Source organism: Acinetobacter sp. 18QD2AZ41W, assembly GCF_009829025.1.
Taxonomy (GTDB): Bacteria; Pseudomonadota; Gammaproteobacteria; order Pseudomonadales; family Moraxellaceae; genus Acinetobacter; species Acinetobacter pseudolwoffii.
Map to the genome: position 1 here is coordinate 294,648 of NZ_WURP01000003.1, position 24,769 is coordinate 319,416.

Consider the following 24,769-nt stretch of genomic DNA (forward strand, 5'->3'; position numbering starts at 1 on the left):
AATACATTGGTAGATATAGAGCCAACATAATATGCGAACCCGTGCCAAAATTTGTGGAATCACCCGAGTCGAAGATGTTCATGCTGTGGTGAACGCAGGTGCAGATGCGATAGGATTCGTATTTTATCCACCGAGTCCCCGAGCTGTTACAGCAGAGCAAGCTGCTCAACTGGTTCAAGCCATTGCACCTTATGTGCAAGTGGTTGGACTGTTTGTGAATCATTCAGCTAATGAGATTCAGGATATCTTGCAAACGGTTCATCTTGATATTGTGCAATTCCATGGTGATGAAACGCCGGAACAATGTCAGACAATCGCTCAACAGGTCGGACGCCGCTGGTACAAGGCCATTCAGGTCAAACCTGATCTGGATGTAGTTGTAGAAATTCAACGTTATCAAGATGCTGGCGCGAGTGCAGTTCTGTTAGACGCATGGCATCCTGATCTGAAAGGTGGTACGGGCCACAGCTTCGATTGGGAGACATTTCCCAAACTTGATATTCCCTTGATCTTGGCAGGCGGTTTAAATCCTGACAATATCGAACAGGCAATTCTCACCACACAGGCCTATGCCGTAGATGTGAGTGGCGGTGTCGAGTCCGCAAAAGGTATTAAAGACCAACAACTCATAGAACGCTTTATGCAAGGAGTCCATCGTGGATCAGCAAAGTACTAGCCAGAACAGTCAGGCAGTTGACTATACCCAATTCCCGGATGAACGCGGGCATTTCGGTATTCATGGCGGACGTTTTGTGTCAGAAACACTCATGGCGGCTTTAGAAGACTTGGAAAAGCTCTACTTCCGTATGAAAGATGATGCACAGTTTTTGGCAGAATTTGACCGTGATCTGGCGTTTTACGTCGGTCGTCCGAGTCCTTTATATCATGCTGAACGATGGTCGAAAGAGTTGGGTGGTGCGCAAATTTATCTGAAACGTGAAGACCTGAACCATACCGGTTCGCATAAGGTCAACAACACTATTGGTCAGGCCTTGCTTGCAAAATTGTCAGGTAAAAAACGTATTATTGCCGAAACAGGTGCCGGTCAGCATGGTGTAGCAACCGCCACAATTGCAGCACGTTTAGGTCTTGAGTGCGTGGTATTTATGGGCGCTGAAGATGTCAAACGTCAGGCCATGAACGTGTACCGTATGCGTTTGCTCGGTGCGACAGTTGTGCCTGTACAAAGTGGCTCTAAAACCTTGAAAGATGCCATGAACGAAGCCATGCGTGACTGGGTAACCAATGTCGATTCAACTTACTATGTGATTGGTACCGTGGCAGGCCCACATCCATATCCGCAGCTGGTACGTGATTTCCAGTCGATTATTGGCCGTGAAGCACGCCGTCAGATTCAGGAGCAAGCTGGTCGTCTGCCTGATGCCTTGGTAGCCTGTGTTGGTGGTGGTTCCAATGCAATGGGCTTGTTCTATCCATTCCTGAACGATCAAGATGTGCAAATGTATGGAGTAGAAGCAGCAGGTTTGGGTATTGAAACTGGTAAGCACTCTGCGCCGTTAAATGCCGGACATGTCGGTGTACTGCATGGTAACCGGACTTACCTGATGTCGGATAAAGAAGGTCAGATCATTGAAACCCATTCAATTTCTGCCGGTCTGGACTATCCGGGTGTGGGGCCAGAGCATAGCTTCCTGAAAGATATGGAACGTGTGAACTATGTGCCGATCAATGATCAGGAGGCTTTACAAGGTTTCCGCGACTTGACCAAGATTGAAGGCATTATTCCGGCGCTAGAAAGCGCACATGCCATGGCATACGTGACCAAACTTGCACCGACCATGGACAAGGATCAAATCATTATTGCGACGGTTTCAGGTCGTGGTGATAAAGACTTGATGACTGTAGCACGTATTGATGGCGTGGAAATGGTTGAGATGTAACTGTTCTGATCAGCCTCTTCCTATGGGATAGGTTTGGAGAAAGTAAGTTAAAAAAATCGTGCTAAGAAAACTTGGCACGATTTTTTATTGAGTAGATTTTGAAAAAACACATTGGTATGGAATTAAGAAAACTCACCTTCAGCGCGTTCTTTGGCCCATTCGCGTAAAACAAATTTCTGCAATTTTCCGGTCGAGGTTTTTGGAATTTCGGTAATCACAACATCTTTAGGCACTTTAAAACGTGCCAGATGCTGTTTGCAGAATTCCATAATCTCTTCCGCTGTTGCAGTTTGTCCTGCTTTAAGTTCTACAAAGGCACATGGTACTTCCTGCCAGCGTGGATCCGGCTTGGCCACAACAGCTGCCGTTAAAATGGCAGGATGCTGATACAGCACTTCTTCGACTTCTAGCGAGGAAATATTTTCCCCTCCGGAAATAATCACGTCTTTAGATCGGTCGGTAATCTTGGCATAGCCATCAGGCTGACACACGGCCAGATCGCCGGTATGGAACCAGCCACCGGCAAAGGCTTCTGCGGTCGCTTCCGGATTTTTCAAATAACCTTTCATCACGATATTGCCACGGAACATGATCTCACCCATGGTCTGACCATCATGCGGAACTTCCTGCATGGTGTCAGGATCAAGCACTTTCATACCATCTTGTAGCGGATATGGCACACCCTGACGTGAATGCAATTGCGCCTGTTCCTGAATAGACAAATCACTCCAGCCGGCCTGTGATGCACAGAGCGCAGAAGGGCCGTAGGTTTCAGTCAAGCCATAGACATGTGTGACGTTAATTCCGATATTACGCATGCCTTCAATAATTGCAGCCGGCGGGGCAGCACCCGCCACCATGACTTCGACACGATGGTCAATTTTGGTCTTTTTCTCTTCAGGCGTATTGATCAGCATCGACAGGACAATCGGTGCGCCACAGAAGTAATCGACTTTATGTTCAGCAATTAGTTTGAAAATCAGTTCGGCATCGACTTTACGCAGGCAGACGTTGGTTCCGCCGTTGGCCGCCATAGTCCATGCAAAGCACCAGCCATTACAGTGGAACAGTGGCAGTGTCCATAAATAGGTCGCGCGAGGCATCATGCCACAAGCAATGATATTACTGGCTGCATTAATGTAGGCACCGCGGTGATGATAAACCACACCTTTCGGATTACCCGTGGTTCCAGAGGTGTAACTTAAGCTAATCGCATCCCATTCATCTTGAGGCAAATGCCAGTCAAAATTTGCATCGCCTTGGGCAATCCAGTCTTCATATTCGATTTGACCAATACGGCTGTCTTCACCTTCAAACTCTGCATCGGCCACATCAATCACATAGATCTCTTGTGAAACCAGCGCCAGTGCTTCGGTCGCAAGCGCTGTAAATTCAGGGTCGACCAATAAGACTTTGCTTTCAGCATGTTCCAGCATAAAGGCGAGCGTCTTGGCATCCAGACGGGTATTTAAGGTATTGAGTACCGCACCTGCCATCGGCACAGCAAAGTGCGCTTCAATCATGGCAGGGACGTTAGGCAGCAGGACAGACACGGTATCATTTTTACCGATGCCTAATTTTTGGAGTTGGTTGGCAAACTGACGGCAGCGATTGTATTTCTCACGCCAGGTAATGCGGCGCTGACCATGAATAATCGCATTTTGATTCGGATAGATATAAGCTGCACGATCTAGATAGCGTAAAGGTGACAAGGCTACAAAATTTGCGGGGGTACGCGGTAATTCATCGTATGCGCTAACCATGGTAAAACTCCGTTGTATCGTTATTTTCATATCCTTTTGAAAAGATATGCACTTCTTCGAAATCTTGCATTTATGCTTTAGTCGAGTAAATTAATATAAATTTTAAGTCATTGAATATTAATTAAAATATTTAGCCCTATTTGATTTTTTTGAACCCGTGGGTTCCCATATTTGATTTTTTAGGTATTTTACTCTAATTGAGTCAGTAAAATAATATGAGCCAGAGAATAATAATGAAAATACAACAGGCGAATGCAGTCTGGCGAAACTGGTCAGGGAGTCAGCACAGCGCTCCTCAAGTTTTTCAGCCCAGAGAAATAAGCGAATTACAAGGTTTGGTGAAGTCACAGGCAAAGATTCGTGCAGTAGGTGCGGGGCATTCATTTAGTGCTTTGGCTAAAACCAATGATGTGCTGCTTCATCTCGATCATTTAAAAGGTGTGGTGGCTTTGGATGAGGCAAAAGTTCAATGTACCGTGCACGCTGGTACGCGTTTATATGATTTAGGTGAATATATTGCCCCGATCAATCAAGCTTTACCCAATCAGGGTGACATTGATCAGCAAAGTCTGGCGGGAGCGATTTCCACGGGAACGCATGGCACCGGCATCGATTTACCCTGTTTATCTGCTTTTGTGGACGGTTTTGAATTGCTGACTGCAGATGGAGAGCTGTTGCAATGTGATCGTCAGCAAAATGCGGACATCTTCCAAGCGGGGCGTGTGGCGTTAGGTAGTCTGGGGATATTGACCAAAATTACCCTGCAAAATCGTCCGCGCTATAAATTAAAAGAACAGATTCGGCTGTGTCCATTAAAAGACATATTTGCGCATATCGATCAATGGAAACATCAGCACCGGCATATTGAATTTTGGGCTTTTCTTCATTCTGATCAGGTCATGCTAAAAACCCTGGATGAAACGAATGATGAAATTCAGCCAAGGCAGGAGAACTGGCCATCTGAAGATGCGTTATTGACTTTGTGTTCTGAATTGACCCGATTTATTCCTGCATCTAATCCTTATCTGCAAAAATTATTGGGTGTTTTTGTTAAACCGAGTTGTTATGTGGATTGGTCATCCCGGATTTTTCCGACTCCGCGTCAGACCAGATTTAATGAAATGGAATATCAGCTTCCGGTCGATTCCGGCTTGCAGTGTCTGGACGAGGTTCTGCGTGTTTTACGCAAACATCGAGTGCCGATGTTCTTTCCAGTCGAGTTTCGTTATGTCAAAGCCGATGAGATCTGGCTGAGTCCTTTTTATCAGCGTGATTCGGTTTCGATTTCGATTCATCAGTTTTATAAACAGGATTGCCGAGCTATTTTCGATCTGGTCGAGCCGATTTTTCAGAAGTATCAGGGACGGCCACATTGGGGAAAGTTGCACAGCATGACAGCCGCTTCGCTGCGTGATCTCTACCCAAAATGGGAGGATTTTATGAGATTGCGCCAGCAACTGGATCCGCAGCAAAAATGGCTGAATCCCTATTTAAAACAATTATTTTTGTCTGAATAGCAGGAGCGAATTATGCAATCGAAGTATTTTCAGCAACTGACCCAAGATTTGCAGCAGCAGGGAACTGGTACACCGCAACTGATTCTGGATCTGGTTCAATATCAGCAGAATCTGGAGATTGTACAGGCAAAAATCCCTGCGCAGCTCAAGCCGCGTCTGGTGGTGAAGTCTCTAGCCAGTATCCCGCTACTCAAACTGGCCAGTGAAAAGCTGAATACCCGACGATTTATGGTATTTCATTTACCCCATCTTTTAGAAATGATGAGAGCATTTGAACAGGCTGATATCTTGCTGGGTAAACCGATGCCAATTCATGCGGTACAAGGTTTTTATCAAAACGTTCCTGAACAAAATAAAGCAAATGATCAAAGCAATATTCAATGGCTGATCGATGACATAAAGCGCTTGAAGCAATATCTGCAATTCGCTCAAGAATCTAATCTTCAGTTAAATATCAATATTGAAATTGATGTCGGCTTACATCGTGGTGGGGTGAGTAGTCAGCAACAGTTAATAGCCTTACTCAAACTCATTCAGCAATATCCCGACGCTCTCAGGCTTTCAGGGTTGATGGGCTATGATGCACATGTCGCCAAATTGCCGAATATTTTGAAAAGCCCCGAAAGAAGTTATCAGCAATCGCAGCAGATTTATCAACAATATAAAAATACTATTCAGCAGCAATTCCCAGATTTATGGCGGGCAGATTTGTGTTTTAACGGTGGTGGCAGTCCGACCTTTATGCAGCATTGCCAGCAGAGTGTCTGTAATGATCTGGCTTTTGGCTCGATGCTGCTCAAACCCAGTGACTTCGATCTGGACAATTTATCCGCTTTAAAATGTGCGCTCTGGATTGCCACACCGATTTTAAAGGTATTGTCTTATAGCCAGATTCCGGGTCTGGAAATGCTGAATCATTTGCCGCATCGGCATAAAGCACTGTTTATCTATGGTGGCTATTGGCAGGCAGATTATATTTATCCTGAAAAAAGCCGGCCGCATCTGTTGTATGGTCACAGTAGTAATCAGGAAATGCTTCAGGTACCTAGGCAATGCAATATTCATGTCGATGATTATGTGTTTTTAAGGCCGACACAAAGTGAAGCCATCATTCCGCAATTTGCCCAGCTCTATGTTTATCGTGAGAGAACATTTATTGAGTGGCAGACTTTCCGGGAATAACCACATTTTGAATTAAGAGATGAGCCTAAGTCTTTAAAGATCAGGGAAAGATTTGGGGGTAAATCTGATTTTTATTGGGGAAAAGGTTTAATCATGCGGCCAAGCCGTGTAAAATTCGAATCGATTTTATTTATCCACCGTTTTTATCTTTTGAGGTTTTCCTCGATCATAATCTCGCGGTGACATGCTCCATGGTACGGGGCATCACTCCTTAAGGATTTCTTATGCCAATTATCACTTTGCCAAATGGCGATCAAAAACAGTTTGATCAAGCCGTATCTGTGATGGACGTTGCACTCAGCATTGGTCCTGGTCTTGCAAAAAATACCGTTGCTGGTCGTGTAAATGACCGTTTAGTGGATGCGTCTGATCTCATCACTGAAGATGCAACCTTACAAATTATTACGCCTAAAGACGAAGCCGGTGTCGAAATTATTCGTCACTCTTGCGCGCATTTGGTGGGTCATGCGGTTAAGCAACTGTTCCCAGAAGCAAAGATGGTCATTGGTCCGGTCATTGAAGAAGGTTTCTACTATGACATCTGGATGCCACGTCCATTCACATTAGACGACATGGCAGCCATCGAAGAGCGTATGAAAAAGCTCATCGATCAAGACTATGATGTTGTGAAAAAAATGACCCCGCGTGACGAAGTGATTGCAGAATTCACAGCGCGTGGCGAAGAATACAAATTACGCTTGATCAACGACATGCCTGAAGAAACACAAATGGGCTTGTACTACCATCAAGATTACTTGGATATGTGCCGTGGTCCGCACGTTCCAAATACCAAATTCTTAAAATCGTTCAAGCTGACTAAAATCTCGGGCGCTTACTGGCGCGGTGATGCGAAAAACGAACAATTACAACGTATTTATGGTACAGCGTGGGCAGACAAGAAACAGCTTGCAGCTTATGTAAAACGTATTGAAGAAGCAGAAAAACGCGATCACCGTAAAATTGGTAAAGCGCTAGACTTGTTCCATATGCAAGAAGAAGCACCGGGTATGGTGTTCTGGCATCCGAACGGCTGGACCATTTACCAGGTACTTGAACAATACATGCGTAAAGTTCAGCAAGACAACGGCTATGAAGAAATCCGTACCCCGCAAGTGGTTGATTTCACGCTGTGGGAAAAATCAGGACATGCTGCCAACTATGCAGACAACATGTTCACCACGCATTCTGAAAACCGTAACTACGCGGTTAAACCAATGAACTGTCCTTGTCACGTACAAGTGTTCAACCAGGGTTTAAAATCATACCGTGATCTTCCGGTACGTCTGGCAGAATTTGGTTCATGTCACCGTAACGAGCCATCAGGTTCTTTACACGGCATTATGCGTGTACGTGGCTTTACCCAAGATGATGCGCATATCTTCTGTACCAAAGAACAGATCGGGCCTGAAGTTGCAGACTTTATCAAATTGACACTCGACGTATACAAAGATTTTGGCTTCGAAGAAGTACAAATGAAATTATCAACGCGTCCTGAAAAACGTGTCGGTGATGACAAACTTTGGGATATGGCTGAAAAATCTTTAGCAGATGCTTTAGATGCTGCGGGTCTTGAATGGGAGCTTCAGCCGGGCGAGGGTGCATTCTATGGTCCGAAGATTGAATTCTCTCTGAAAGACTGTCTGGGTCGTGTCTGGCAGTGTGGTACCATTCAGTGTGACTTTAACTTGCCAGAACGTTTAGATGCGTCTTATGTCACAGAAGATAACGACCGCGATCAGCCAGTAATGTTACATCGTGCAATTCTTGGCAGTTTTGAGCGTTTTATTGGTATACTGATTGAACACTACGCAGGCTTCATGCCACCTTGGTTGGCGCCGATGCAAGCGTGTGTGATGAATATTACCGATTCTCAGGCAGAAGCATGTGAGTCAGTTGTCGCAAAACTTAAAGAAAACGGTATTCGTGCAATTTCTGACTTGAGAAATGAGAAAATCGGCTTTAAGATTCGTGAACGTACATTAGAGCGTATTCCTTACTTACTGGTACTTGGGGACCGGGAAGTTGAAGAAGGTACAGTAAACGTCCGTACCCGCTCAGGAAAAAATTTGGGTACTATGTCAATCGATGCTTTCGTTGACCTAGTAAAAGCAGCCGTTGCCGAACGCGGCCGGTACATTGTGGAGTAACAGCGATTAAACAGCCTGACCGTAATCAACAGGGCGGTAACAAATCAAACCGTCCTGCCTTGAATGATGAAATTCGTGCGAAAGAAGTCCGTCTTGTAGACGAAAATGGTGAGCAAAAAGGGATTGTAAGCTTAGCTGAAGCCCTGCGCGCAGCAGAAAGTGTGGAACTTGATCTTGTCGAGATCGTAGCCAATGCTGAGCCACCAGTATGTAAGATCATGGACTTCAACAAGCATTTGTTTGATCTTAAGCAAAAGCAGAAAGAAGCGAAGAAAAAACAACATCAAGTCCAGGTGAAAGAAATCAAGCTACGCCCGGGTACTGATGTTGGTGATTACAACGTAAAACTACGTGCAATCATCAAGTTCCTTGAAGAAGGTAACAAGGTGAAAATCACCCTTCGTTTCCGTGGCCGTGAAATGGCGCACCAACAGTTGGGTCTGGCTCAATTGCAAAAAATTGAAGCTGACGTGGCTGAATTCGGTACTGTTGAACAGATGCCGAAAATGGAAGGCCGTCAAATGGGTATGCTGCTTGGTCCTAAAAAGAAAAAGTAAGCACTCATGAAGCGAACAAAGCCCTGCAGATGCAGGGCTTTTTTTATGCCCTAAAATTCCAAGCAGTTTGTATGGCCTGCATAATCTGTTGAGCCTGTTGCCGGGAAAACATTGACAATTGAATCCGGAAAAACCCGAGACAGATTTGGTTGATCAGACCAGGCTGGCATAATCTAAAATCTAGCGTGCCATCGCGTTGACTGATGACATGCGCTGGAGTTCTACTCAGCCAGCGCTTGAGATGGGCTTTGAGAGAATCGTATCGAGGATTCAGAAAGCTATAGTGTACCGAGTGTCGTTTTAAGCAGAGGCTGATCCGGAAACCGGCCAAAGTATAATAAATTGCCTGAGACGTTATTTTTAGTTTGGTTCCCAGCATGAGCAGCGAAAGACCAAGAAAGCCGACGATATAAACATAAAAGCCAGGCGACTCCTGCCATAAAAATAACAATCCTTGCAGAAAGCTGGAATTGCTACGCAGACTGCTTAAATAAAAAATGCTGAATATGCCAACCGGATAACAGAGTAGTAAATATCCGATAGCGCGCATGATCGGACTACTCTGATGAAACAAGATTTTTTCTGACGCGTTCATAGCTTATTTTTATGATCATAAAGCGTATTATTTTAATGAGCTTAGAGAATCTGGAGTTAAAAAGAAAGGCCCTTTTGGGCCCTTCTTTTAAGTCAAATCCGGCTTATTCAACTGATTTTTCATCATTTTCGATCAGCAGTTTATTGCCAATCGGAATTTGACGCGGCAATTTCTCTTCTGGAATGATACGTTGCAAGTCAATGATCAATAGACCATTTTCATAATCTGCCTGTTGTACTTCAATATATTCATCCAGACGCAAAGACAATTTAAATGTACGTCGTGCAATGCCTTTGTGCAAGAATTCGGTATTGTCATTGCTCTGGTTTTCAGGCTTACCTAAAATGGTCAGTAACTTATTTTCCAGACGAATGTCGAGTTCTTCTTGACGGAAACCCGCAGTTGCGACCACAATCCGATAATTATTTTCACCATGCTTTTCGATATTATACGGGGGATAATTCGGCGCATCACTTTGCATGGCATAGTCAATAAAGTCATTCAAGCGATCAAAACCGATACTACGACGAAACAGAGGATGAAGATTTAAGTTGCTCATGATTAGAACCTTCTCGATTAAGCAAAGTTATAAAAACAAGAAAATAAGATCTGTCATGTCAGACATCGACAGTACATAAGATTGACGCAATCCTTATGCACAAATAAATATGTGTCTGCTGTAAAAATTTTCAAGATAAAAAATAAAAAAATACATGAATTTTTATTAAGATAATGATATTTATATAAAAATATTTTTGAAATACAGGCTTGTTGTTTCTGGCTGAATCCTCTATGTTGAATGCATCATGGCATAGATAAAGTGCAGGGAGTATTAAAAAAATGATCGATTTATATTATTGGGGCACCCCCAACGGCCATAAAATTAGCATTGCTTTGGAAGAAATGGGGCTGAAGTATCAAATTTTTCCGATTAATATTCTGGAAAATGACCAGTTCCAGTCTGACTTTCTGGCTATTTCTCCTAACAATAAAATTCCGGCGATTGTCGATCAGGAAGGGCCAGATGGCCAGCCGATTTCAATCTTTGAATCGGGTGCGATTTTGCAGTATTTAGGTCGTAAAACCGGCATGTTCTATCCGACAGATGAAATCAAACGTATTCAGGTAGAACAATGGCTGATGTGGCAAATGGGTGGACTAGGCCCGATGCTTGGGCAAAATCATCACTTTAGCCGTTTTGCGCCTGAACGTATCGCCTATGCCACCGAGCGTTATGTCAATGAAAGCAAACGTCTGTATGGCGTGTTAAACAAGCAGCTGGTCGGGCAGGATTATGTGGCTGGTGAATATTCGATTGCTGATATGGCGATATTCCCGTGGTTGTTGCGACACGACTGGCAGCAGATTAATCTGGCAGATTATCCTGAAGTGGCTAAATATATCGATCGCTTGAATGCACGTCCTGCGGTTCAGAAAGCGCTTGCTATACAGGTCAGTTAAGCTGCAGCCTTTATGCTAAAATAGCCTTAAATAAATAAAGCCACCCTTAAGGTGGTTTTTTATTGGATGGATATATGAACGATTTTCTTCTGAATTTTACCAAGATTGTTGAAAGCAATACCCGAATTTACTGGAGTATTCTCTTCGGTATTGCTGCATGTTTAGTGCTTTATATTGCTGAAATTGTACATATTGATCAGGTAATTGCTGCTCTCAATACCAAAGATCAGCAGATTTTGCGTGCAGCGATTGAACCCATTACCCAGCAGTATAAATGGGGACGGATCATGGCAATGGTGGCAGCAGTACTGTGGTCCAGCTGGGAATATAGCAAAGCCAAGAAAAAACTGCGTTTAAGCCATTAATACTGGCATGAGCCTGTTTCTGCTCTTTCTATCAGCCTTCGGTGCAGCGACATTACTGCCTTTACAGTCTGAAGCTGTGCTGCTTGGTCTTTTGGTACAGGCAAGCCATAGTGTGGCACTGTTAATTGCGGTGGCCAGTCTGGGGAATATTCTGGGTTCCTGTGTCAACTGGTATCTGGGGCTAAAAATTGAGCATTATAAAAATAAAAAATGGTTTCCGGTGTCAGAAGACAAGATGCTCAAGGCACAAATGATATATCAGAAATATGGCTATTGGTCTTTGCTGCTGAGCTGGGTGCCTATTATTGGAGATCCCATTACTTTAATTGCAGGACTACTGAAAGAAAACTTTGCCCGATTTTTGCTTATTGTTAGCCTGGCGAAAATTGGACGTTATTTGTTTATTTATACGGCTTTTGCCCTGTTCTAAACCTGAAGCGATTTTCCTGATTCCGTTTTGCGCACTATTTTTAAAGTGAAATTATAAAACCATCCTGTTTAAATTCGCTTATTGGATGAAGATGCTTTTGTTTTAAACAAAGATGCTTTAGAATACTCGCTCCCTTACCTGCAGGTCGTTTTGTAATGGTGCAAACGAGCCGAACAGGTGTTCAAAAGAGGTTGTTATGCCTAAGATGAAAACTCGCCGTGGTGCAGCTAAACGCTTTAAAGCGACTGCTAACGGTTTTAAGCGTAAACAAGCGTTCAAACGCCACATTTTGACCAAAAAATCTGCTAAGCGTATTCGTCAATTGCGCGGCTGTGTAATGGTTCACGTAAGTGACGTTGCTTCAGTTCGTCGTATGTGCCCGTACATCTAAGGAGATTATAAATGGCTCGTGTAAAACGTGGTGTACAGGCTCATCGCCGTCACAAAAAAATTCTTGCTCGCGCTAAAGGTTACTATGGTGCTCGTTCACGCGTTTACCGCGTAGCGTTCCAGGCGGTAATCAAAGCTGGTCAATATGCATACCGTGACCGTCGTCAGAAGAAACGTCAATTCCGCGCTTTGTGGATTGCACGTATTAATGCTGGTGCACGTCAAAACGGTTTGTCATACAGCCGCATGATTTCTGGCTTGAAAAAAGCTCAAGTAATCATCGACCGTCGCGTTCTTGCTGACATTGCTATGCATGACGCAGTTGCGTTTGCTGCGATTGCTCAAAAAGCAAAAGATGCGTTGGCTGCATAAGTCTTTATGACTTGAAAAAAGACCGCCATTTGGCGGTCTTTTTTTGCCTGAAAAATGGGAAATAGCTAATGTGCGATTTTCGTGAAATATGGTCGCCCATCGATCAGACTAAAAAAAGTTAAGTTTGCGAATAACAACATCGATACTATTTCAGAAAAATGGGCTGAAACTAATACTGTAATCTGCTTGAATTTAACCTTTTATTCCCATCTTTACTGATCAATAAAAAGAGCATTATCTCGAGCGCTGAGTAAAAAATAATTGCGGTTAAATTCAAATAATCGAAAAAATATCAAACCCTGGTTGAGTCGAGATTCAATTGTTTGATGGATGATCAAAACTCATCGCGAAAACCGACAGCATTATTTCAAGCTCATCTCTGCTGTCGAATATCGACATATCCACTGGATTCGGCTAAGTTTTATCCAAGAAGTTAATATTTTCTTGCTGAAATCTTAAAGACCAAAATAGTAGCCAATCAGACAGATAATCACGGTAATCACAATCAAGGTCAGTACATTTGCAGAATTAGATTTGCCCGGATTTTGAGGTTTTTCCGCTTTAGATATTTTGGGCGAACGGTGTTCGGTACTCATACCCACAAATGGGTCAGGCGCAACTTTTGGGGTGAGCTGTGCAGTTTTATAGTGGTTGGCAACTTTGCTGATGAATTTGGCACTTAAATCATCAATTTTTTGTGAAAAGTGGCGTAAATTGAGCTGCTGATCTGGGCTCAGGACTTCACCATCTGACGTATAGGGATGTTGAATTTTAGTTTGAATAAACTCATTTAAGGCATCTAGCCGGTATAAAGTCTGATGCGCATAATCAGCTGAATAGTCGGTTGGAATCAGGGCCAAATGACTTTCTGTATCTGCCTGAATTGCCGGTATCGTGCCGTAGTATGGAAGATTGGTATACGCCGGTTCTATAAAATCTTGAGCTAGGCTGCTTTCAAATAACTCATAATTGGTATAAGCCTGGATATCGTCCCAGTTCGGTGCTTCCAGATCTGTGTCAATACGCTTGGCCAGTTTGGGATTCAGCTCATAACACCAGAATGTTTCATGACGTAAAGGGGATTGCTGCGATTTAGGCGCTTCGTAATCATTGTCTGCGCTATACCATTCCGGCAATTCTTTGCCAATAATCCAGGCAGTTTTGGCTTTGGCACCATGGCTGACGATAAAATGCGCCAGAGGTAGCAGCTCGACATTGGCATTCGGATTTTTTTCATCAACCAGTAAATCCGAGCGATGCAAGCTCAGTCGGCGAACCCCTTGTTTTTTCAGTCCTTCCAGCCAAATCTGAAAATGCTGGGCCAATAGGTGCTGTGACATCAGATCCCGGAAGGCAAACTGATGCTGATTAAAAATGGAATGTTGAATCCAACGATTGAAACTCAGGTCCTGAGTCAGATACTCATTGCCATAAGTGACCAAGGTCAGCTGCTGTTTCCAAATTTGATCGAGTGCCATAGTGATTTGATCTGATTGATATTGTGTTTATCTTATACTTTTTATATTTAATCATGCCAATCTAATTTTCCTTAAAACGTATCTTCATCAAAGTGTCTAAAAACTGTTAGAATGTGGGGTTTTAAAATATTTTTTAACCTGTTGCTTTGAGAGTTACTATGTCACTGGAAGCCCTGACCACTGAAGCGCTCGCTGCGATTGCAGCAGCAGAAGACCTTGCTGCACTTGATCAAGTACGAGTGCAATTTACGGGGAAAAAAAGCCAGCTCGCGGAACAATCTAAGTCGCTTGGTAAAATGGATCCTGAACAACGTAAAGTCTTCGGTGCACAAATCCATGCTGTGCGTGAAGCCATTACCGCTGCATTAACATCACGTCAAGCTGAACTGCATAAAGCGGCGTTAGAACAAAAATTGGCAAGCGAAACCATTGATATTACCTTGCCCGGTCGTGGTCAACAGGTGGGCAGTATCCACCCTGTGACCCAGGTACAAGAGCGTATTTGTCAGTTCTTTACCAAAGCCGGTTTTACGGTAGCGACTGGTCCTGAAGTTGAAGATGACTATCATAACTTTGAAGCGCTGAATATTCCGGGGCATCACCCGGCGCGTGCCATGCATGACACCTTTTACTTCGATGTAAATCATTTGCTACGTACGCATACGTCTGGTGTACAGATCCGTACGATGGAAACACAACAGCCACCGATCCAGATCGTGTGTCCGGGCCGTGTCTATCGTTGTGACTCGGATCAAACCCATTCGCCAATGTTCCATCAGATCGAAGGTTTGTATGTGGCTGAAAATACCAGCTTCGCAGAACTGAAAGGTTTGTTGATTAACCTGCTGAATGAATTCTTCGAAAAAGATTTGAAAGTACGCTTCCGTCCATCTTATTTCCCGTTCACTGAGCCGAGTGCTGAAGTGGATATCATGGATGAACGCGGTCGCTGGTTAGAAGTTTTGGGCTGCGGTATGGTGCATCCAAATGTGCTACAAGCTGCCGGCATTGACCCTGAGAAATACAAAGGTTTTGCTTTCGGACTGGGCGTAGAACGTTTTGCGATGTTGCGCTACGGTGTGAACGACTTACGTATGTTCTTCCAAAATGATGTGCGTTTCTTACGCCAGTTTGCTTAAAACTTTTTATTTAATCCTCTCCTAACCTCTCCTTTAAGAAAGGAGAGGGACTCCACGAAATAAATGGGGTTCTCCCCCTTAGAAAAGGGTGAGTCAGAGGGGGATTCTAGAGATTTGAATTACAGGTTTTATATCAATGAAAATTAGCGAAAATTGGCTACGCACATGGGTCAACCCAGCCATCGATAGCGACAAACTTTCTGATCAATTGACCATGTTAGGTCTTGAAGTCGATGAACTTGCACCTGCAGCAAAAGCATTTACAGGCGTAGTGGTTGGTGAAGTTCTGACAGTAGAACAACATCCAGATGCAGACCGTTTACGTGTAACCACTGTGAATATCGGTACAGCTGAGCCATTACAAATCGTCTGTGGCGCGCCAAACGTACGTGTAGGCATGAAAGCGCCTGTAGCAACCATTGGTGCGGTATTGCCGGGTGATTTCAAAATCAAAAAAGGCAAGCTACGTGGTATTGAGTCTCAAGGGATGCTGTGCGGCGCTTCTGAGATTGATCTCGAAGATAAAATTGACGGTCTGTTAGAGCTACCAGACGACGCAGCTGTGGGTGTCAACATTCGTGAATATCTGGATCTTGATGACAATGTGATTGACATCAGTATCACGCCGAACCGTGGTGACTGTTTCAGCATTCGCGGGATCGCACGTGAAATTGGTGTGATTAACCAATTGCCAGTGACTGCGCCTGAAATTAAAGAAGTGACTGCAACCATTGCTGATGAAAAGCAGGTTGTAGTCAGCACTGAAGGCTGTCCACGTTACTTAGGTCGTGTGATCAAAAATGTCAATACCAAGGCAGCGACTCCTGTATGGATGGAACGCGCATTAGCACGTTCAGGTATTCGTCAGCACAGTATTCTGGTCGATATTACCAACTATGTCTTGATGGAGCTGGGTCAACCGCTACATGCATTTGATGCTGCTAAGGTGCAAGGCGCAGTCCATGTACGTCAAGCCACTGCGGACGAAAAACTTGTGCTTTTAAACGAGCAAGAAGTTGAGCTTTCTGACAACGTGATGGTGATTGCGGATGACGAAAAAGCATTGGCGATTGCCGGTATCATGGGTGGCCTGTCTTCAGCAGTCAGCGATGCAACCACTGAAATTTTCCTGGAATCTGCTTTCTTCGCGCCATTACATATTGCCGGTCGTGCCCGTAGCTTTGGTTTACATACGGATGCCTCACAACGTTATGAACGTGGTGTGGACTTTGAATTGCCATTAATTGCAATGCACCGTGCATCTCAGCTTATTTCTGAGCTGGCTGGCGGTGAATTCGGACCAATCACCGTGGCGGAAAAAGCTGAACTTTTGCCAAAACGTGATGCGATTGAATTAAACCAAGCTCAAGTCGATCAGTTATTAGGTTATAAAGTTGAAAGCGACTTTATTACTGATGCATTGACACGCCTTGGTTGCACGGTGACGGTAAAAGCAGAAGGCGAATGGTCTGTAGTTCCGCCATCACATCGTTATGATATGGCGATTTATCAGGACTTGATTGAAGAAGTTGCACGTATTCATGGCTATGACAACATTCAAATCAGTCTGCCTGTGATTGATGTGAAGTTGGCGAAATACCAAGATCAGTTTGAACTCGGTCAATTGCGTCAAACTGCGGTCACTTTGGGTTATCAAGAAGCTATCAGCTTTAGCTTTGCCGATTTGAAACTTGAAAAACAATTGAACCCAAGCATCAATCCATTGGCATTAGCAAATCCAATTTCAAGTGATTTGGCTGTCATGCGTTCTACCTTATTGTCTAGTCTGATCCCTTGTGTTCAGTACAATGTTAATCGTCAGCAAAGCCGTGTACGCTTCTTTGAACTGGGTTTACGTTTTGACTATCAGGAAGCCAGCAGCATTCATGATTTAAAACAGATTCCAACCTTTGCGCTGATTGCAACCGGTTCACGTCATGTTGAATCTTGGCATGCTAAACCTGCTGCAATGGACTTCTTTGACTTTAAAGGTGATGTAGAAGAAATTCTGGCTGCCGGCCGTGTCAAAGTAGAATATGTACGTTCAGAGCGTAGCTGGTTACACCCAGGTCAATCCGCAGAAATTCTCGTGAATGGTCAATCAATTGGTTACCTAGGGCGTCTACATCCTTCTCTGGAAGACGAGCTTGATCTGGCAACGACTTGGGTGGCAGAATTGGATCAAACGGCTGTTTTGCAAACTTATGTATCTAATTTTACAGAATTATCACGTTTTCCATCGGTTCGACGTGATATTGCGCTTTTAATTAGTGATAAGATTAATGTTAGCGAAATTCAGGGACTTATCGAAAAAACAGGTGGGGAACTTTTAGACTCGACGTGGTTATTCGATGTGTACACTGGACAAGGAGTAGAAGAAGGGAAACGCTCACTGGCATTTGCACTTCTCTGGCAGCATCCAAGCCGTACACTGGAAGATGCTGAAATTAAATCAGGTATGGATAATATCCTTCAAGTGTTAGAAAACACTTACCAAGCGACATTGAGGGCTTCATGACAGCACTAACTAAAGCAGAAATGGCTGATCATTTAAGTGAGCTCACGAGTTTAAACCGTCGTGAAGCAAAACAAATGGTTGAGTTGTTTTTCGATGAGATTAGCCAAGCGCTGATCTCAGGCGAACAAGTAAAACTTTCGGGTTTTGGTAACTTCGAGTTGCGTGATAAGCGTCAACGTCCAGGCCGTAATCCTAAAACGGGTGAAGAAATTCCGATTTCTGCACGCCGTGTGGTGACCTTCCGTGCGGGACAGAAGTTCCGTCAACGTGTGGGAAATGAGCAGATCAACTGATCTGCTTTTTTTTAAATTCTGTTATTTTTCTAAATTTCAGTTTTTAAAATAAAAAAAAAGAGAGCTCAAGGCTCTCTTTTTTTGTACTGAATAATCTAAAAGATTATTGAGCAGCAGCTTCAGAAGCAGCAGTAGCGTCAGCAGCAGCGTCAACAGCAACAGCAGCAGCAGCGTCAGCTTCAGCAACAGCAGCAGTTTCAGAAGCAGCAACTTCAGAAGTAGCTTCTACAGCAGCAGCGTCAGCAGCAGCTTCAGCTTCAGAAGCAGCTTCTACAGCTTCAGATGCAGCTTGGTTAGCGTCAGCAGCAGCGTCGTCAGCTTTTTTAGCACAACCAACGAAAGCTAGAGTAGTAGCAACTGCAGCAGCAATAGCGATTTTTTTGAATAACATGGCATCACTCTCTAAAAATTGAGATTAAAAAAAACCTAAGTTAGTCTGTTAAGTGCTTTTATTGTTCCTAATTGTGTTAGGGACTAACAACGCAGGAGCAGTCTAACTGGTCTGCAAATATGCTATCACTGCGCCTTTTTAATTGCTACTAGCAAGACTCAAAAAAGTACTGAAAAATGCTAAAAAATCATAAGTTTTTAACAGAAAATAACAATGGAATGAAACATTTAGATTGGAGAAAGGCTTGTTAAGTTTTTAAAAGTTATACAATTTTTAATTTGATTATTTTATTAATCAAAAACTTAAAAATAAGTTTACATAAATGAGGCTCGATTGTTTCATTGTGTAATTTATGTCAACCTAAAAAAAGGCCACCGCTTAGGTGACCTTTCATTTGAAATTTTAATTCGAGGCTTTGCGTTTCATCTGATCAAAGAAGTCATCATTGGTCTTGGTTTCTTTCATACGATCCAGTAAGAACTCCATCGCTGCCAATTCATCTTGAGTATGCAGCAGCTTACGCAGAATCCAGACTTTGCGCAGATTGTCTTCTGACATCAGGCGTTCTTCACGGCGAGTACCAGATTTCTTGATATTCATCGCAGGGAAGACACGTTTTTCAGCAATACGGCGATCCAGAGTAATTTCCTGGTTGCCTGTACCTTTGAATTCTTCGTAGATCACTTCATCCATCTTGCTGCCTGTTTCAATCAGGGCAGTAGAGATAATGGTGAGTGAACCACCTTCTTCAATATTACGTGCAGCACCGAAGAAACGTTTAGGACGTTCTAATGCATGCGCATCTACACCACCGGTCAAAACCTTGCCTGATGAAGGAATCACCGTGTTATACGCACGTGCCAGACGGGTAATCGAATCCAGTAGAATCACCACATCTTTTTTGTGCTCAACCAGACGTTTGGCTTTTTCAATCACCATTTCAGCGACTTGAACATGACGTGCAGGTGATTCATCAAAGGTCGACGCAACCACTTCACCGCGAACGGTACGTTCCATTTCGGTGACTTCTTCTGGACGTTCATCAATGAGAAGCACAATCAGAATAGCTTCTGGGTTATTACGAACAATCGATTGCGCAATACTTTGCAGCAACATGGTTTTACCGGCTTTTGGCGGTGCCACAATGATTGAACGTTGACCTTTACCAATCGGTGCCACCAAGTCGATCACACGTGTGGTTAAATCTTCAGTGGTACCATTACCGAGTTCCATCACCAGCTGTTCAGTCGGGAACAATGGGGTCAAGTTTTCGAATAAGATTTTATTACGTGAATTTTCAGGGGTGTCGTAGTTAATCTGATTAACTTTAAGTAAGGCAAAATAACGTTCGCCTTCTTTTGGTGGACGAATAGTGCCAGTAATGGTGTCGCCAGTACGTAGGTTAAAACGACGAATTTGAGAAGGACTGACATAGATATCGTCAGGGCCTGCTAAATAAGAACCTGCGGCTGAGCGTAAAAAGCCAAAACCATCTGACAAAATTTCTAGAACGCCATCACCAAAAATCTCTTCGCCATTCATTGCATGACGTTTTAAGATGGCAAAAATAATGTCTTGCTTACGGTTACGAGCCATACCTTCAAGGCCCATAAACTCGGCAATCTTGATGAGTTCGCCAATCGGTTTTTTCTTGAGTTCGGTTAAATTCATAGGTGGTCAGATAGAATCAAAGTTCTGAGGTACAGGTTAGAAAGGGAGTAACATTCGGCCGCATACAAGCATTCAAACGAAAGCAATTGAATTTGCAAAAGAACAATTCAGAGATCTGTTTGAGTGTTTCAAAGAAAAATGTGAAAAACAATTTCTATTGCCGAGCGGCATCTTATGTAATGTGTCTTGTAAGAAATTGGCAGGATTTAAGATCCTTTATCTCTTGAGTAGCAAATATAAGAGAAAATGTCGGCTTTGTCAATTTATAGCCGAAAAAAATACGCGATTGTCAGTCGCGTATTTTTTACTGAAAATGCTGGGCTTAGATATTGTCATCAATAAACGCAGTCAGTTTAGATTTTGGCGCAGCACCCACTTGAGTTGCAACAACTTCACCATTTTTGAACATCAACAAAGCCGGGATATTACGGATGTTGAAATTTACGGCAGTTTGTTCGCAAGAAGTTACGTCAACTTTCACGATTTTAACTTTGCCCTGGTATTCATCAGCAAGCACTTCTAGTACGGGTGCAATTGCTTTACATGGTGCACACCAGCCCGCCCAGAAGTCGACCAGTACAGGTACGTCTGATTGAAGAACGTCTGCTTCGAAGTTTGCGTCAGTAGTGTTTACGATGTTGCCAGACATGGAATGTGCTCCAGATTAATATTTTAAAGATAACTAATTATTAGTATTACATAGCCATCTTTAACAATGTAGGGGAATCTGTAAATTTTCAATGCTTAATGTTATTTTGTCTAATGGATGATCACGATAGTGATGATCGTGTCCTACTATTGTTCCCGATATAAAAAGAATCATGCATCAAATTGTCGCTACAAATGGCTTTTAAATTGCATGCATGTGAATTACTCTAAGCACAATTCGTTAAAGGTTTATTTCCGGAATGTCTGACTTTTTGATTGATGAAGAATTACTTGCCGCCATCGATATGGGATCAAATAGCTTTCATTTGGCCATCGCACGTGTAGATCATGGCGAAGTTAAAAAAGTGGCATCAATGTCAGAAAAAGTTCAGCTTGCCGCCGGACTCGATGAAAATAAAAATTTAACCGAAGCTGCACAGCAACGGGGTTTGGCCTGTCTGGCACGTTTTGTCGGACGTTTAGGTGCAGTTCAGCCAAATCGTTTACGGATTGTGGCGACCAATGCCTTGCGTCAAGCCAAAAATGGGCATGAATTTATTCAAAAAGCTGCAGAAATTCTACCCAAGCCAATCGAAATTATTGCCGGCCGTGAAGAAGCCCGTCTGATTTATCTCGGGGTTTCGCATACCATGGCCAACAGTGGTCGTCGTCTGGTGGTTGACATCGGTGGCGGTTCGACTGAGCTGATTATTGGTGAAGAGTTCGAGCCGATTCATACTGAATCGGTGCAGATGGGCTGTGTCGCCTTTACCAAGGCTTATTTTCAGGATGGTGAGATCAGTGCCAAAGCTTTTGATAAAGCGGTTACTGCGGCGCGTAAAGAAATCTCCGGAATTGCCAATACCTATAAAGAAGCCGGCTGGGATGCGGTGGTCGGTTCCAGTGGCACGATCAAGGCCTGTCGTCAGATTTGTATCAATATGGGCTGGAGCAATGACAAAGAACAGCTCACCCGTGAAGGCCTGGAAAAACTCAAAGACAAACTGCTCAAATATAAATATGTCTCGGATATGGAATTCGAAGGTCTCAAAGAAGACCGCCGCGCGGTATTGCCGGCTGGGATTGCCATTCTCTATGCTGTGTTTGATGTGCTCGGAATTAATCATCTGGTTTATTCGGATGGTGCGCTGCGTGAAGGCGTGATGTATGACTTGCTTGGCCGTTTCAAGCATGAAGATATCCGTGATCGTTCCGTACATGCCCTGATTGGTCGTTATAATGCCGATGCCAAACAGGCCGAGCGTGTGGTCCAGACTGCACAAAAACTGTTTAATGACGTGGAACATGAACTGGGCCTGACGATAGAGGATAGCGATCTGTTACGTCGTGCTGCCTATCTGCATGAGATTGGTTTGGCGATCAGCCATAGTGGTTATCATCGTCATGGTGCCTATTTATTACAACACTCGGATATTGCCGGTTTCTCACAAGTCGACCAAAATCATTTGTCACATTTGGTCGCACACCATCGCCGCAAATTGCGCGTTGATGCCAAGCATGATGTGATGAAAGTCGGTGGATCGAAACTTTTATGGTTATGTTTGCTGCTTCGTCTGTCGGTTTTGGTCAATCACAGTCGTAGTGATGAGATGCTTCCTGCCATTGAACTTAAGGTTGAAAATGCGCAACAATGGCAGCTCAGCGTGTCTGGTGATGCCAAACAATGGCCATTGCTGGTGGCTGAACTGCATGATGAACAGCAGCAATTTAAAAATTGGGAGATTGAACTCTCGATTCAATCCGAACAGTTTGTTAATTAATACCTTTATAGGGATGAAAACGGTTAACCTATGAAAAATAAAGCGACTCCATCAAAAGCATGGGCGACAGTGCAGATTGCACGTCATCCGGAACGTCCACAATTTCTGGACTATGTGGGTGAAATATTCACTGAATTTGATGCTTTACATGGTGACCGCCTATATGGTGATGATGGTGCGATGATCGGTGGTCTGGCTCGTTTTGATGGTCAACCGGTGATGATCGTCGGTCAGCATCGTGGTCGTAGTACCCGTGAAAAATTACAGCATAATTTTGGCATGAGTAACCCTGAGGGTTATCGTAAGGCGCAGCGTCTGTTAGATATGGCTGAACGTTTTAATCTGCCAGTCTTCACCTTTATTGATACCATGGGTGCTTATCCGGGAGTTGGTGCAGAAGAACGTGGTCAGGCTGAAGCCATTGCCACCAGTCTGGCGCAGCTTTCCAATTTGAAAGTACCGGTGATTGCAACTGTACTCGGTGAAGGCGGTTCAGGTGGCGCACTGGGTATTGGTGTGGCAGACCGTGTGGTGATGCTGTCTCACAGTATCTATTCAGTGATTTCACCTGAAGGCTGTGCATCGATTCTTTGGAAAACTGCCGAAAAAGCCGAACAGGCCAGTGAAGCCTTGGCGCTGACTGCAGAAAAATTGCAGAAAATGGGCATTGTAGAATATGTGGTGGATGAAGGTGAGGGCGCTCATTTAGATCCGGATCATGTCATGAACAGCTTGAAAGCAGTGTTGAAAGAAGCTTTGAATGAACTGCAACCAATGGAAGCGCAAGCACGATGCGAAGCACGTTACCAACGTTTAATGAAGTTTGGCAGCGACAATTTAGGTCTGGTTTCTTAAAACAGCTGCAGGGCTTTCCTGCAGAGACAAAATTTCTCATCGGGTGCAGTGGCGGCGTAGATTCTATGCTGCTACTGCATCTGATGTTTTTTTTATGCCCGGAAAAAGTTCGGGCGATTTATGTCGATCATCAATTACAAGTTTTCAGTGCAGATTGGGGTAAGTTCGTGGCTGATCGATGCCAGCAACTGAGTATTCCCTGCATCATCCAGCCGGTTCGGGTCGAAAATGGCAATCTGGAACAGCAAGCGCGTCATTGCCGTTATCAGGCTTATTTACAACATTTGCAAACGGATGAAATTCTGGTGCTGGCGCATCATCAACAGGATCAGGCAGAAACCTTAATGCTGCGCCTATTATCTGGTGCTGGCGTGGATGGTTTGGCGGCCATGAAACAGGTTGATGTACGTGAAAATCTCACCATTTGGCGGCCACTGCTGGATATTTCCCGTGAACAGATTTGCCAATGGGCAAAACACTTAAATATTCAAAATATTGAAGATCCGAGCAATGCTGATACCCATTATGACCGGGCCTGGGCACGCCAGACCTTGTGGCCAGTTTTGAGTGAACGTTATCCGAAAATGCAGTCTGCGCTGGTACGCACCAGTGAACTGATGCAAGATGCCCAGCAAATTTTGCAAGAAGTGCTACAACAAGATTTACAGGCGTGTGGAACCGATACGCAACTTGATTTGTCTAAACTTCTACAACTTTCAAGATCACGGCAACGCCAGTTACTCTCCGCCTGGATGAAAGGCGAAGCGCAGTATCGTCCCTCTTTAGATATGGTCGAGCGTTTGCAACGCGAGGTGATTCATGCCAAACCTGATGCTCAGGCGGCCTTACACTGGAAAGATTATTACTATGTACGCTATCAGCAGCAACTATATCGTTTGACAGCAGAGGTTTATTTGGCCGAGCAGCAACAGCTTCAAACTGGCCTAAAAACCTTGAAAATTGCGTTAAAAGATCATGTGCAGGTCTTGTCCGGAAAATATGTCATTGAATCTGCAAAGGTGGGTTTATCCGCAGCATTATTGCAGCAGCCCTTATACTTGCAGCAGCGTCAGGGGGGTGAAAAGATCCATCTCTATGGTCGTGTTGGCGCCTGGCCGCTGAAAAAAGCCATTCAGGAAGCGCAAATATTTCCTTGGGTTCGGCATACTATTCAAATATTAAGCACAGATAATGTTATGCTAGGCGTGTTTACCCCTAAAGGATTTTGGTTGGCCCAATCTGCATATTGTGAAGCAGGGGGATGGCTGCCGATTTCGGTTTCTTCAACTTTAGAACTCAACAACGAGCATTAAAC

24 protein-coding genes are annotated in these 24,769 nt (G+C 43.9%); 17 read left to right on the top strand and 7 right to left on the bottom strand.

The annotated features are described in order from the left end of the window. The first annotated feature begins 31 nt into the window (after positions 1–31). Both GVV58_RS07255 and trpB read left to right on the top strand, forming a co-directional pair. Entirely contained in the window at positions 32–676 is a 645-nt protein-coding gene (locus GVV58_RS07255; protein WP_005095778.1) for a phosphoribosylanthranilate isomerase, read from the top strand. Beyond that, the gene (gene trpB / locus GVV58_RS07260) at positions 657–1,901 is read left to right on the top strand and encodes a tryptophan synthase subunit beta (protein ID WP_159516255.1); all 1,245 of its coding nucleotides are present in this window, start codon (positions 657–659) and stop codon (positions 1,899–1,901) included. Before GVV58_RS07255 ends, trpB begins: the two co-directional genes overlap by 20 nt. A 122-nt stretch (positions 1,902–2,023) precedes the next feature. Here the strand turns inward: trpB and GVV58_RS07265 are convergent, their stop codons facing one another. Then, a complete protein-coding gene (locus tag GVV58_RS07265) occupies positions 2,024–3,664 on the bottom strand; it encodes an acyl-CoA synthetase (protein ID WP_005095781.1) in 1,641 nt (546 codons plus the stop codon). 233 nt (positions 3,665–3,897) lie between these two features. Here GVV58_RS07265 and GVV58_RS07270 point away from each other — a divergent pair, with 233 nt between their 5' ends. From GVV58_RS07270 to infC, 4 genes are all read left to right on the top strand, one after another. Continuing rightward, positions 3,898–5,181 carry a D-arabinono-1,4-lactone oxidase gene (locus tag GVV58_RS07270; RefSeq protein WP_159516256.1) on the top strand — a complete coding sequence of 428 codons (1,284 nt, stop codon included), beginning with the start codon at positions 3,898–3,900 and terminating at the stop codon, positions 5,179–5,181. 12 nt (positions 5,182–5,193) lie between these two features. Then, positions 5,194–6,363 carry an alanine racemase gene (locus GVV58_RS07275; protein WP_159516257.1) on the top strand — a complete coding sequence of 390 codons (1,170 nt, stop codon included), beginning with the start codon at positions 5,194–5,196 and terminating at the stop codon, positions 6,361–6,363. A 224-nt stretch (positions 6,364–6,587) separates the two neighbouring features. Next, positions 6,588–8,510, top strand: coding sequence for a threonine--tRNA ligase (thrS, locus tag GVV58_RS07280; RefSeq protein WP_005095787.1), 1,923 nt, complete (start codon positions 6,588–6,590; stop codon positions 8,508–8,510). Between the two features lie 5 nt (positions 8,511–8,515). Next, complete coding sequence (gene infC, locus GVV58_RS07285) at positions 8,516–9,067, top strand: translation initiation factor IF-3 (RefSeq protein ID WP_064094722.1); 552 nt, start codon at positions 8,516–8,518, stop codon at positions 9,065–9,067. A 43-nt stretch (positions 9,068–9,110) separates the two neighbouring features. Here the strand turns inward: infC and GVV58_RS07290 are convergent, their stop codons facing one another. Further along, the gene (locus GVV58_RS07290; protein WP_159516258.1) at positions 9,111–9,662 is read right to left on the bottom strand and encodes a hypothetical protein; all 552 of its coding nucleotides are present in this window, start codon (positions 9,660–9,662) and stop codon (positions 9,111–9,113) included. 103 nt (positions 9,663–9,765) lie between these two features. After that, on the bottom strand, positions 9,766–10,221 hold the full coding sequence (locus GVV58_RS07295; RefSeq protein ID WP_159516259.1) for an Hsp20 family protein: 456 nt from the start codon (positions 10,219–10,221) through the stop codon (positions 9,766–9,768). A gap of 281 nt (positions 10,222–10,502) precedes the next feature. On the opposite strand from GVV58_RS07295, the gene GVV58_RS07300 reads away from it, so the two are divergent. The 5 genes from GVV58_RS07300 (at position 10,503) to rplT (ending at position 12,680) form a co-directional block, all read left to right on the top strand. Beyond that, on the top strand, positions 10,503–11,123 hold the full coding sequence (locus GVV58_RS07300) for a glutathione binding-like protein (RefSeq protein ID WP_005095793.1): 621 nt from the start codon (positions 10,503–10,505) through the stop codon (positions 11,121–11,123). A 74-nt stretch (positions 11,124–11,197) separates the two neighbouring features. After that, complete coding sequence (locus GVV58_RS07305) at positions 11,198–11,488, top strand: hypothetical protein (RefSeq protein WP_005095794.1); 291 nt, start codon at positions 11,198–11,200, stop codon at positions 11,486–11,488. 7 nt (positions 11,489–11,495) lie between these two features. Beyond that, positions 11,496–11,918: a YqaA family protein gene (locus GVV58_RS07310; RefSeq protein ID WP_159516260.1), complete on the top strand. Its 423-nt coding sequence runs from the start codon at positions 11,496–11,498 to the stop codon at positions 11,916–11,918. A 196-nt stretch (positions 11,919–12,114) separates the two neighbouring features. Next, positions 12,115–12,309 carry a 50S ribosomal protein L35 gene (rpmI, locus tag GVV58_RS07315; protein WP_004278281.1) on the top strand — a complete coding sequence of 65 codons (195 nt, stop codon included), beginning with the start codon at positions 12,115–12,117 and terminating at the stop codon, positions 12,307–12,309. A gap of 11 nt (positions 12,310–12,320) precedes the next feature. Further along, on the top strand, positions 12,321–12,680 hold the full coding sequence (gene rplT / locus GVV58_RS07320; RefSeq protein WP_005095799.1) for a 50S ribosomal protein L20: 360 nt from the start codon (positions 12,321–12,323) through the stop codon (positions 12,678–12,680). A gap of 455 nt (positions 12,681–13,135) precedes the next feature. Here the strand turns inward: rplT and GVV58_RS07325 are convergent, their stop codons facing one another. Next, positions 13,136–14,158, bottom strand: coding sequence for a hypothetical protein (locus GVV58_RS07325; protein ID WP_100357484.1), 1,023 nt, complete (start codon positions 14,156–14,158; stop codon positions 13,136–13,138). A 158-nt stretch (positions 14,159–14,316) separates the two neighbouring features. On the opposite strand from GVV58_RS07325, the gene pheS reads away from it, so the two are divergent. The 3 genes from pheS to GVV58_RS07340 all read left to right on the top strand — a co-directional run bounded on the left by pheS (position 14,317) and on the right by GVV58_RS07340 (position 18,108). Beyond that, the gene (gene pheS / locus GVV58_RS07330; protein WP_005095803.1) at positions 14,317–15,297 is read left to right on the top strand and encodes a phenylalanine--tRNA ligase subunit alpha; all 981 of its coding nucleotides are present in this window, start codon (positions 14,317–14,319) and stop codon (positions 15,295–15,297) included. A 136-nt stretch (positions 15,298–15,433) separates the two neighbouring features. Next, positions 15,434–17,815 (top strand): phenylalanine--tRNA ligase subunit beta, encoded by a 2,382-nt coding sequence (gene pheT / locus GVV58_RS07335; protein WP_159516261.1) that lies wholly within the window; start codon positions 15,434–15,436, stop codon positions 17,813–17,815. After that, positions 17,812–18,108, top strand: a complete 297-nt coding sequence (locus GVV58_RS07340; protein ID WP_004783565.1) for an integration host factor subunit alpha — start codon at positions 17,812–17,814, stop codon at positions 18,106–18,108. Before pheT ends, GVV58_RS07340 begins: the two co-directional genes overlap by 4 nt. A gap of 103 nt (positions 18,109–18,211) precedes the next feature. On the opposite strand, the gene GVV58_RS07345 is transcribed toward GVV58_RS07340, so the two are convergent. The 3 genes from GVV58_RS07345 to trxA all read right to left on the bottom strand — a co-directional run bounded on the left by GVV58_RS07345 (position 18,212) and on the right by trxA (position 20,819). After that, positions 18,212–18,499 carry a hypothetical protein gene (locus GVV58_RS07345; protein ID WP_004647530.1) on the bottom strand — a complete coding sequence of 96 codons (288 nt, stop codon included), beginning with the start codon at positions 18,497–18,499 and terminating at the stop codon, positions 18,212–18,214. Positions 18,500–18,901: 402 nt separating this feature from the next. Continuing rightward, positions 18,902–20,170 (bottom strand): transcription termination factor Rho, encoded by a 1,269-nt coding sequence (gene rho / locus GVV58_RS07350; RefSeq protein WP_005095808.1) that lies wholly within the window; start codon positions 20,168–20,170, stop codon positions 18,902–18,904. A 322-nt stretch (positions 20,171–20,492) separates the two neighbouring features. Next, complete coding sequence (gene trxA, locus GVV58_RS07355) at positions 20,493–20,819, bottom strand: thioredoxin (protein WP_004278266.1); 327 nt, start codon at positions 20,817–20,819, stop codon at positions 20,493–20,495. Positions 20,820–21,078: 259 nt separating this feature from the next. Here trxA and ppx point away from each other — a divergent pair, with 259 nt between their 5' ends. The 3 genes from ppx to tilS are packed head-to-tail and all read left to right on the top strand — an operon-like array spanning position 21,079 to position 24,767. Beyond that, complete coding sequence (gene ppx / locus GVV58_RS07360; protein ID WP_005095810.1) at positions 21,079–22,599, top strand: exopolyphosphatase; 1,521 nt, start codon at positions 21,079–21,081, stop codon at positions 22,597–22,599. 30 nt (positions 22,600–22,629) lie between these two features. Beyond that, a complete protein-coding gene (locus tag GVV58_RS07365; protein WP_159516262.1) occupies positions 22,630–23,454 on the top strand; it encodes an acetyl-CoA carboxylase carboxyltransferase subunit alpha in 825 nt (274 codons plus the stop codon). Further along, complete coding sequence (tilS, locus tag GVV58_RS07370; RefSeq protein WP_159516263.1) at positions 23,391–24,767, top strand: tRNA lysidine(34) synthetase TilS; 1,377 nt, start codon at positions 23,391–23,393, stop codon at positions 24,765–24,767. Before GVV58_RS07365 ends, tilS begins: the two co-directional genes overlap by 64 nt. Positions 24,768–24,769 lie beyond the last annotated feature (2 nt).

Excerpts from the sequence above, each read along its gene's own strand:
- GVV58_RS07255 (WP_005095778.1), top strand. The coding sequence starts at position 32 with ATGCGAACCCGTGCCAAAATTTGTGGAATCACCCGAGTCGAAGATGTT.
- GVV58_RS07265 (WP_005095781.1), bottom strand. The coding sequence starts at position 3,664 with ATGGTTAGCGCATACGATGAATTACCGCGTACCCCCGCAAATTTTGTA.
- GVV58_RS07270 (WP_159516256.1), top strand. The coding sequence starts at position 3,898 with ATGAAAATACAACAGGCGAATGCAGTCTGGCGAAACTGGTCAGGGAGT.
- GVV58_RS07275 (WP_159516257.1), top strand. The coding sequence starts at position 5,194 with ATGCAATCGAAGTATTTTCAGCAACTGACCCAAGATTTGCAGCAGCAG.
- thrS (WP_005095787.1), top strand. The coding sequence starts at position 6,588 with ATGCCAATTATCACTTTGCCAAATGGCGATCAAAAACAGTTTGATCAA.
- GVV58_RS07290 (WP_159516258.1), bottom strand. The coding sequence starts at position 9,662 with ATGAACGCGTCAGAAAAAATCTTGTTTCATCAGAGTAGTCCGATCATG.
- GVV58_RS07295 (WP_159516259.1), bottom strand. The coding sequence starts at position 10,221 with ATGAGCAACTTAAATCTTCATCCTCTGTTTCGTCGTAGTATCGGTTTT.
- GVV58_RS07300 (WP_005095793.1), top strand. The coding sequence starts at position 10,503 with ATGATCGATTTATATTATTGGGGCACCCCCAACGGCCATAAAATTAGC.
- GVV58_RS07305 (WP_005095794.1), top strand. The coding sequence starts at position 11,198 with ATGAACGATTTTCTTCTGAATTTTACCAAGATTGTTGAAAGCAATACC.
- GVV58_RS07310 (WP_159516260.1), top strand. The coding sequence starts at position 11,496 with ATGAGCCTGTTTCTGCTCTTTCTATCAGCCTTCGGTGCAGCGACATTA.
- rpmI (WP_004278281.1), top strand. The coding sequence starts at position 12,115 with ATGCCTAAGATGAAAACTCGCCGTGGTGCAGCTAAACGCTTTAAAGCG.
- rplT (WP_005095799.1), top strand. The coding sequence starts at position 12,321 with ATGGCTCGTGTAAAACGTGGTGTACAGGCTCATCGCCGTCACAAAAAA.
- GVV58_RS07325 (WP_100357484.1), bottom strand. The coding sequence starts at position 14,158 with ATGGCACTCGATCAAATTTGGAAACAGCAGCTGACCTTGGTCACTTAT.
- pheS (WP_005095803.1), top strand. The coding sequence starts at position 14,317 with ATGTCACTGGAAGCCCTGACCACTGAAGCGCTCGCTGCGATTGCAGCA.
- pheT (WP_159516261.1), top strand. The coding sequence starts at position 15,434 with ATGAAAATTAGCGAAAATTGGCTACGCACATGGGTCAACCCAGCCATC.
- GVV58_RS07340 (WP_004783565.1), top strand. The coding sequence starts at position 17,812 with ATGACAGCACTAACTAAAGCAGAAATGGCTGATCATTTAAGTGAGCTC.
- GVV58_RS07345 (WP_004647530.1), bottom strand. The coding sequence starts at position 18,499 with ATGTTATTCAAAAAAATCGCTATTGCTGCTGCAGTTGCTACTACTCTA.
- rho (WP_005095808.1), bottom strand. The coding sequence starts at position 20,170 with ATGAATTTAACCGAACTCAAGAAAAAACCGATTGGCGAACTCATCAAG.
- trxA (WP_004278266.1), bottom strand. The coding sequence starts at position 20,819 with ATGTCTGGCAACATCGTAAACACTACTGACGCAAACTTCGAAGCAGAC.
- ppx (WP_005095810.1), top strand. The coding sequence starts at position 21,079 with ATGTCTGACTTTTTGATTGATGAAGAATTACTTGCCGCCATCGATATG.
- GVV58_RS07365 (WP_159516262.1), top strand. The coding sequence starts at position 22,630 with ATGAAAAATAAAGCGACTCCATCAAAAGCATGGGCGACAGTGCAGATT.
- tilS (WP_159516263.1), top strand. The coding sequence starts at position 23,391 with ATGCGAAGCACGTTACCAACGTTTAATGAAGTTTGGCAGCGACAATTT.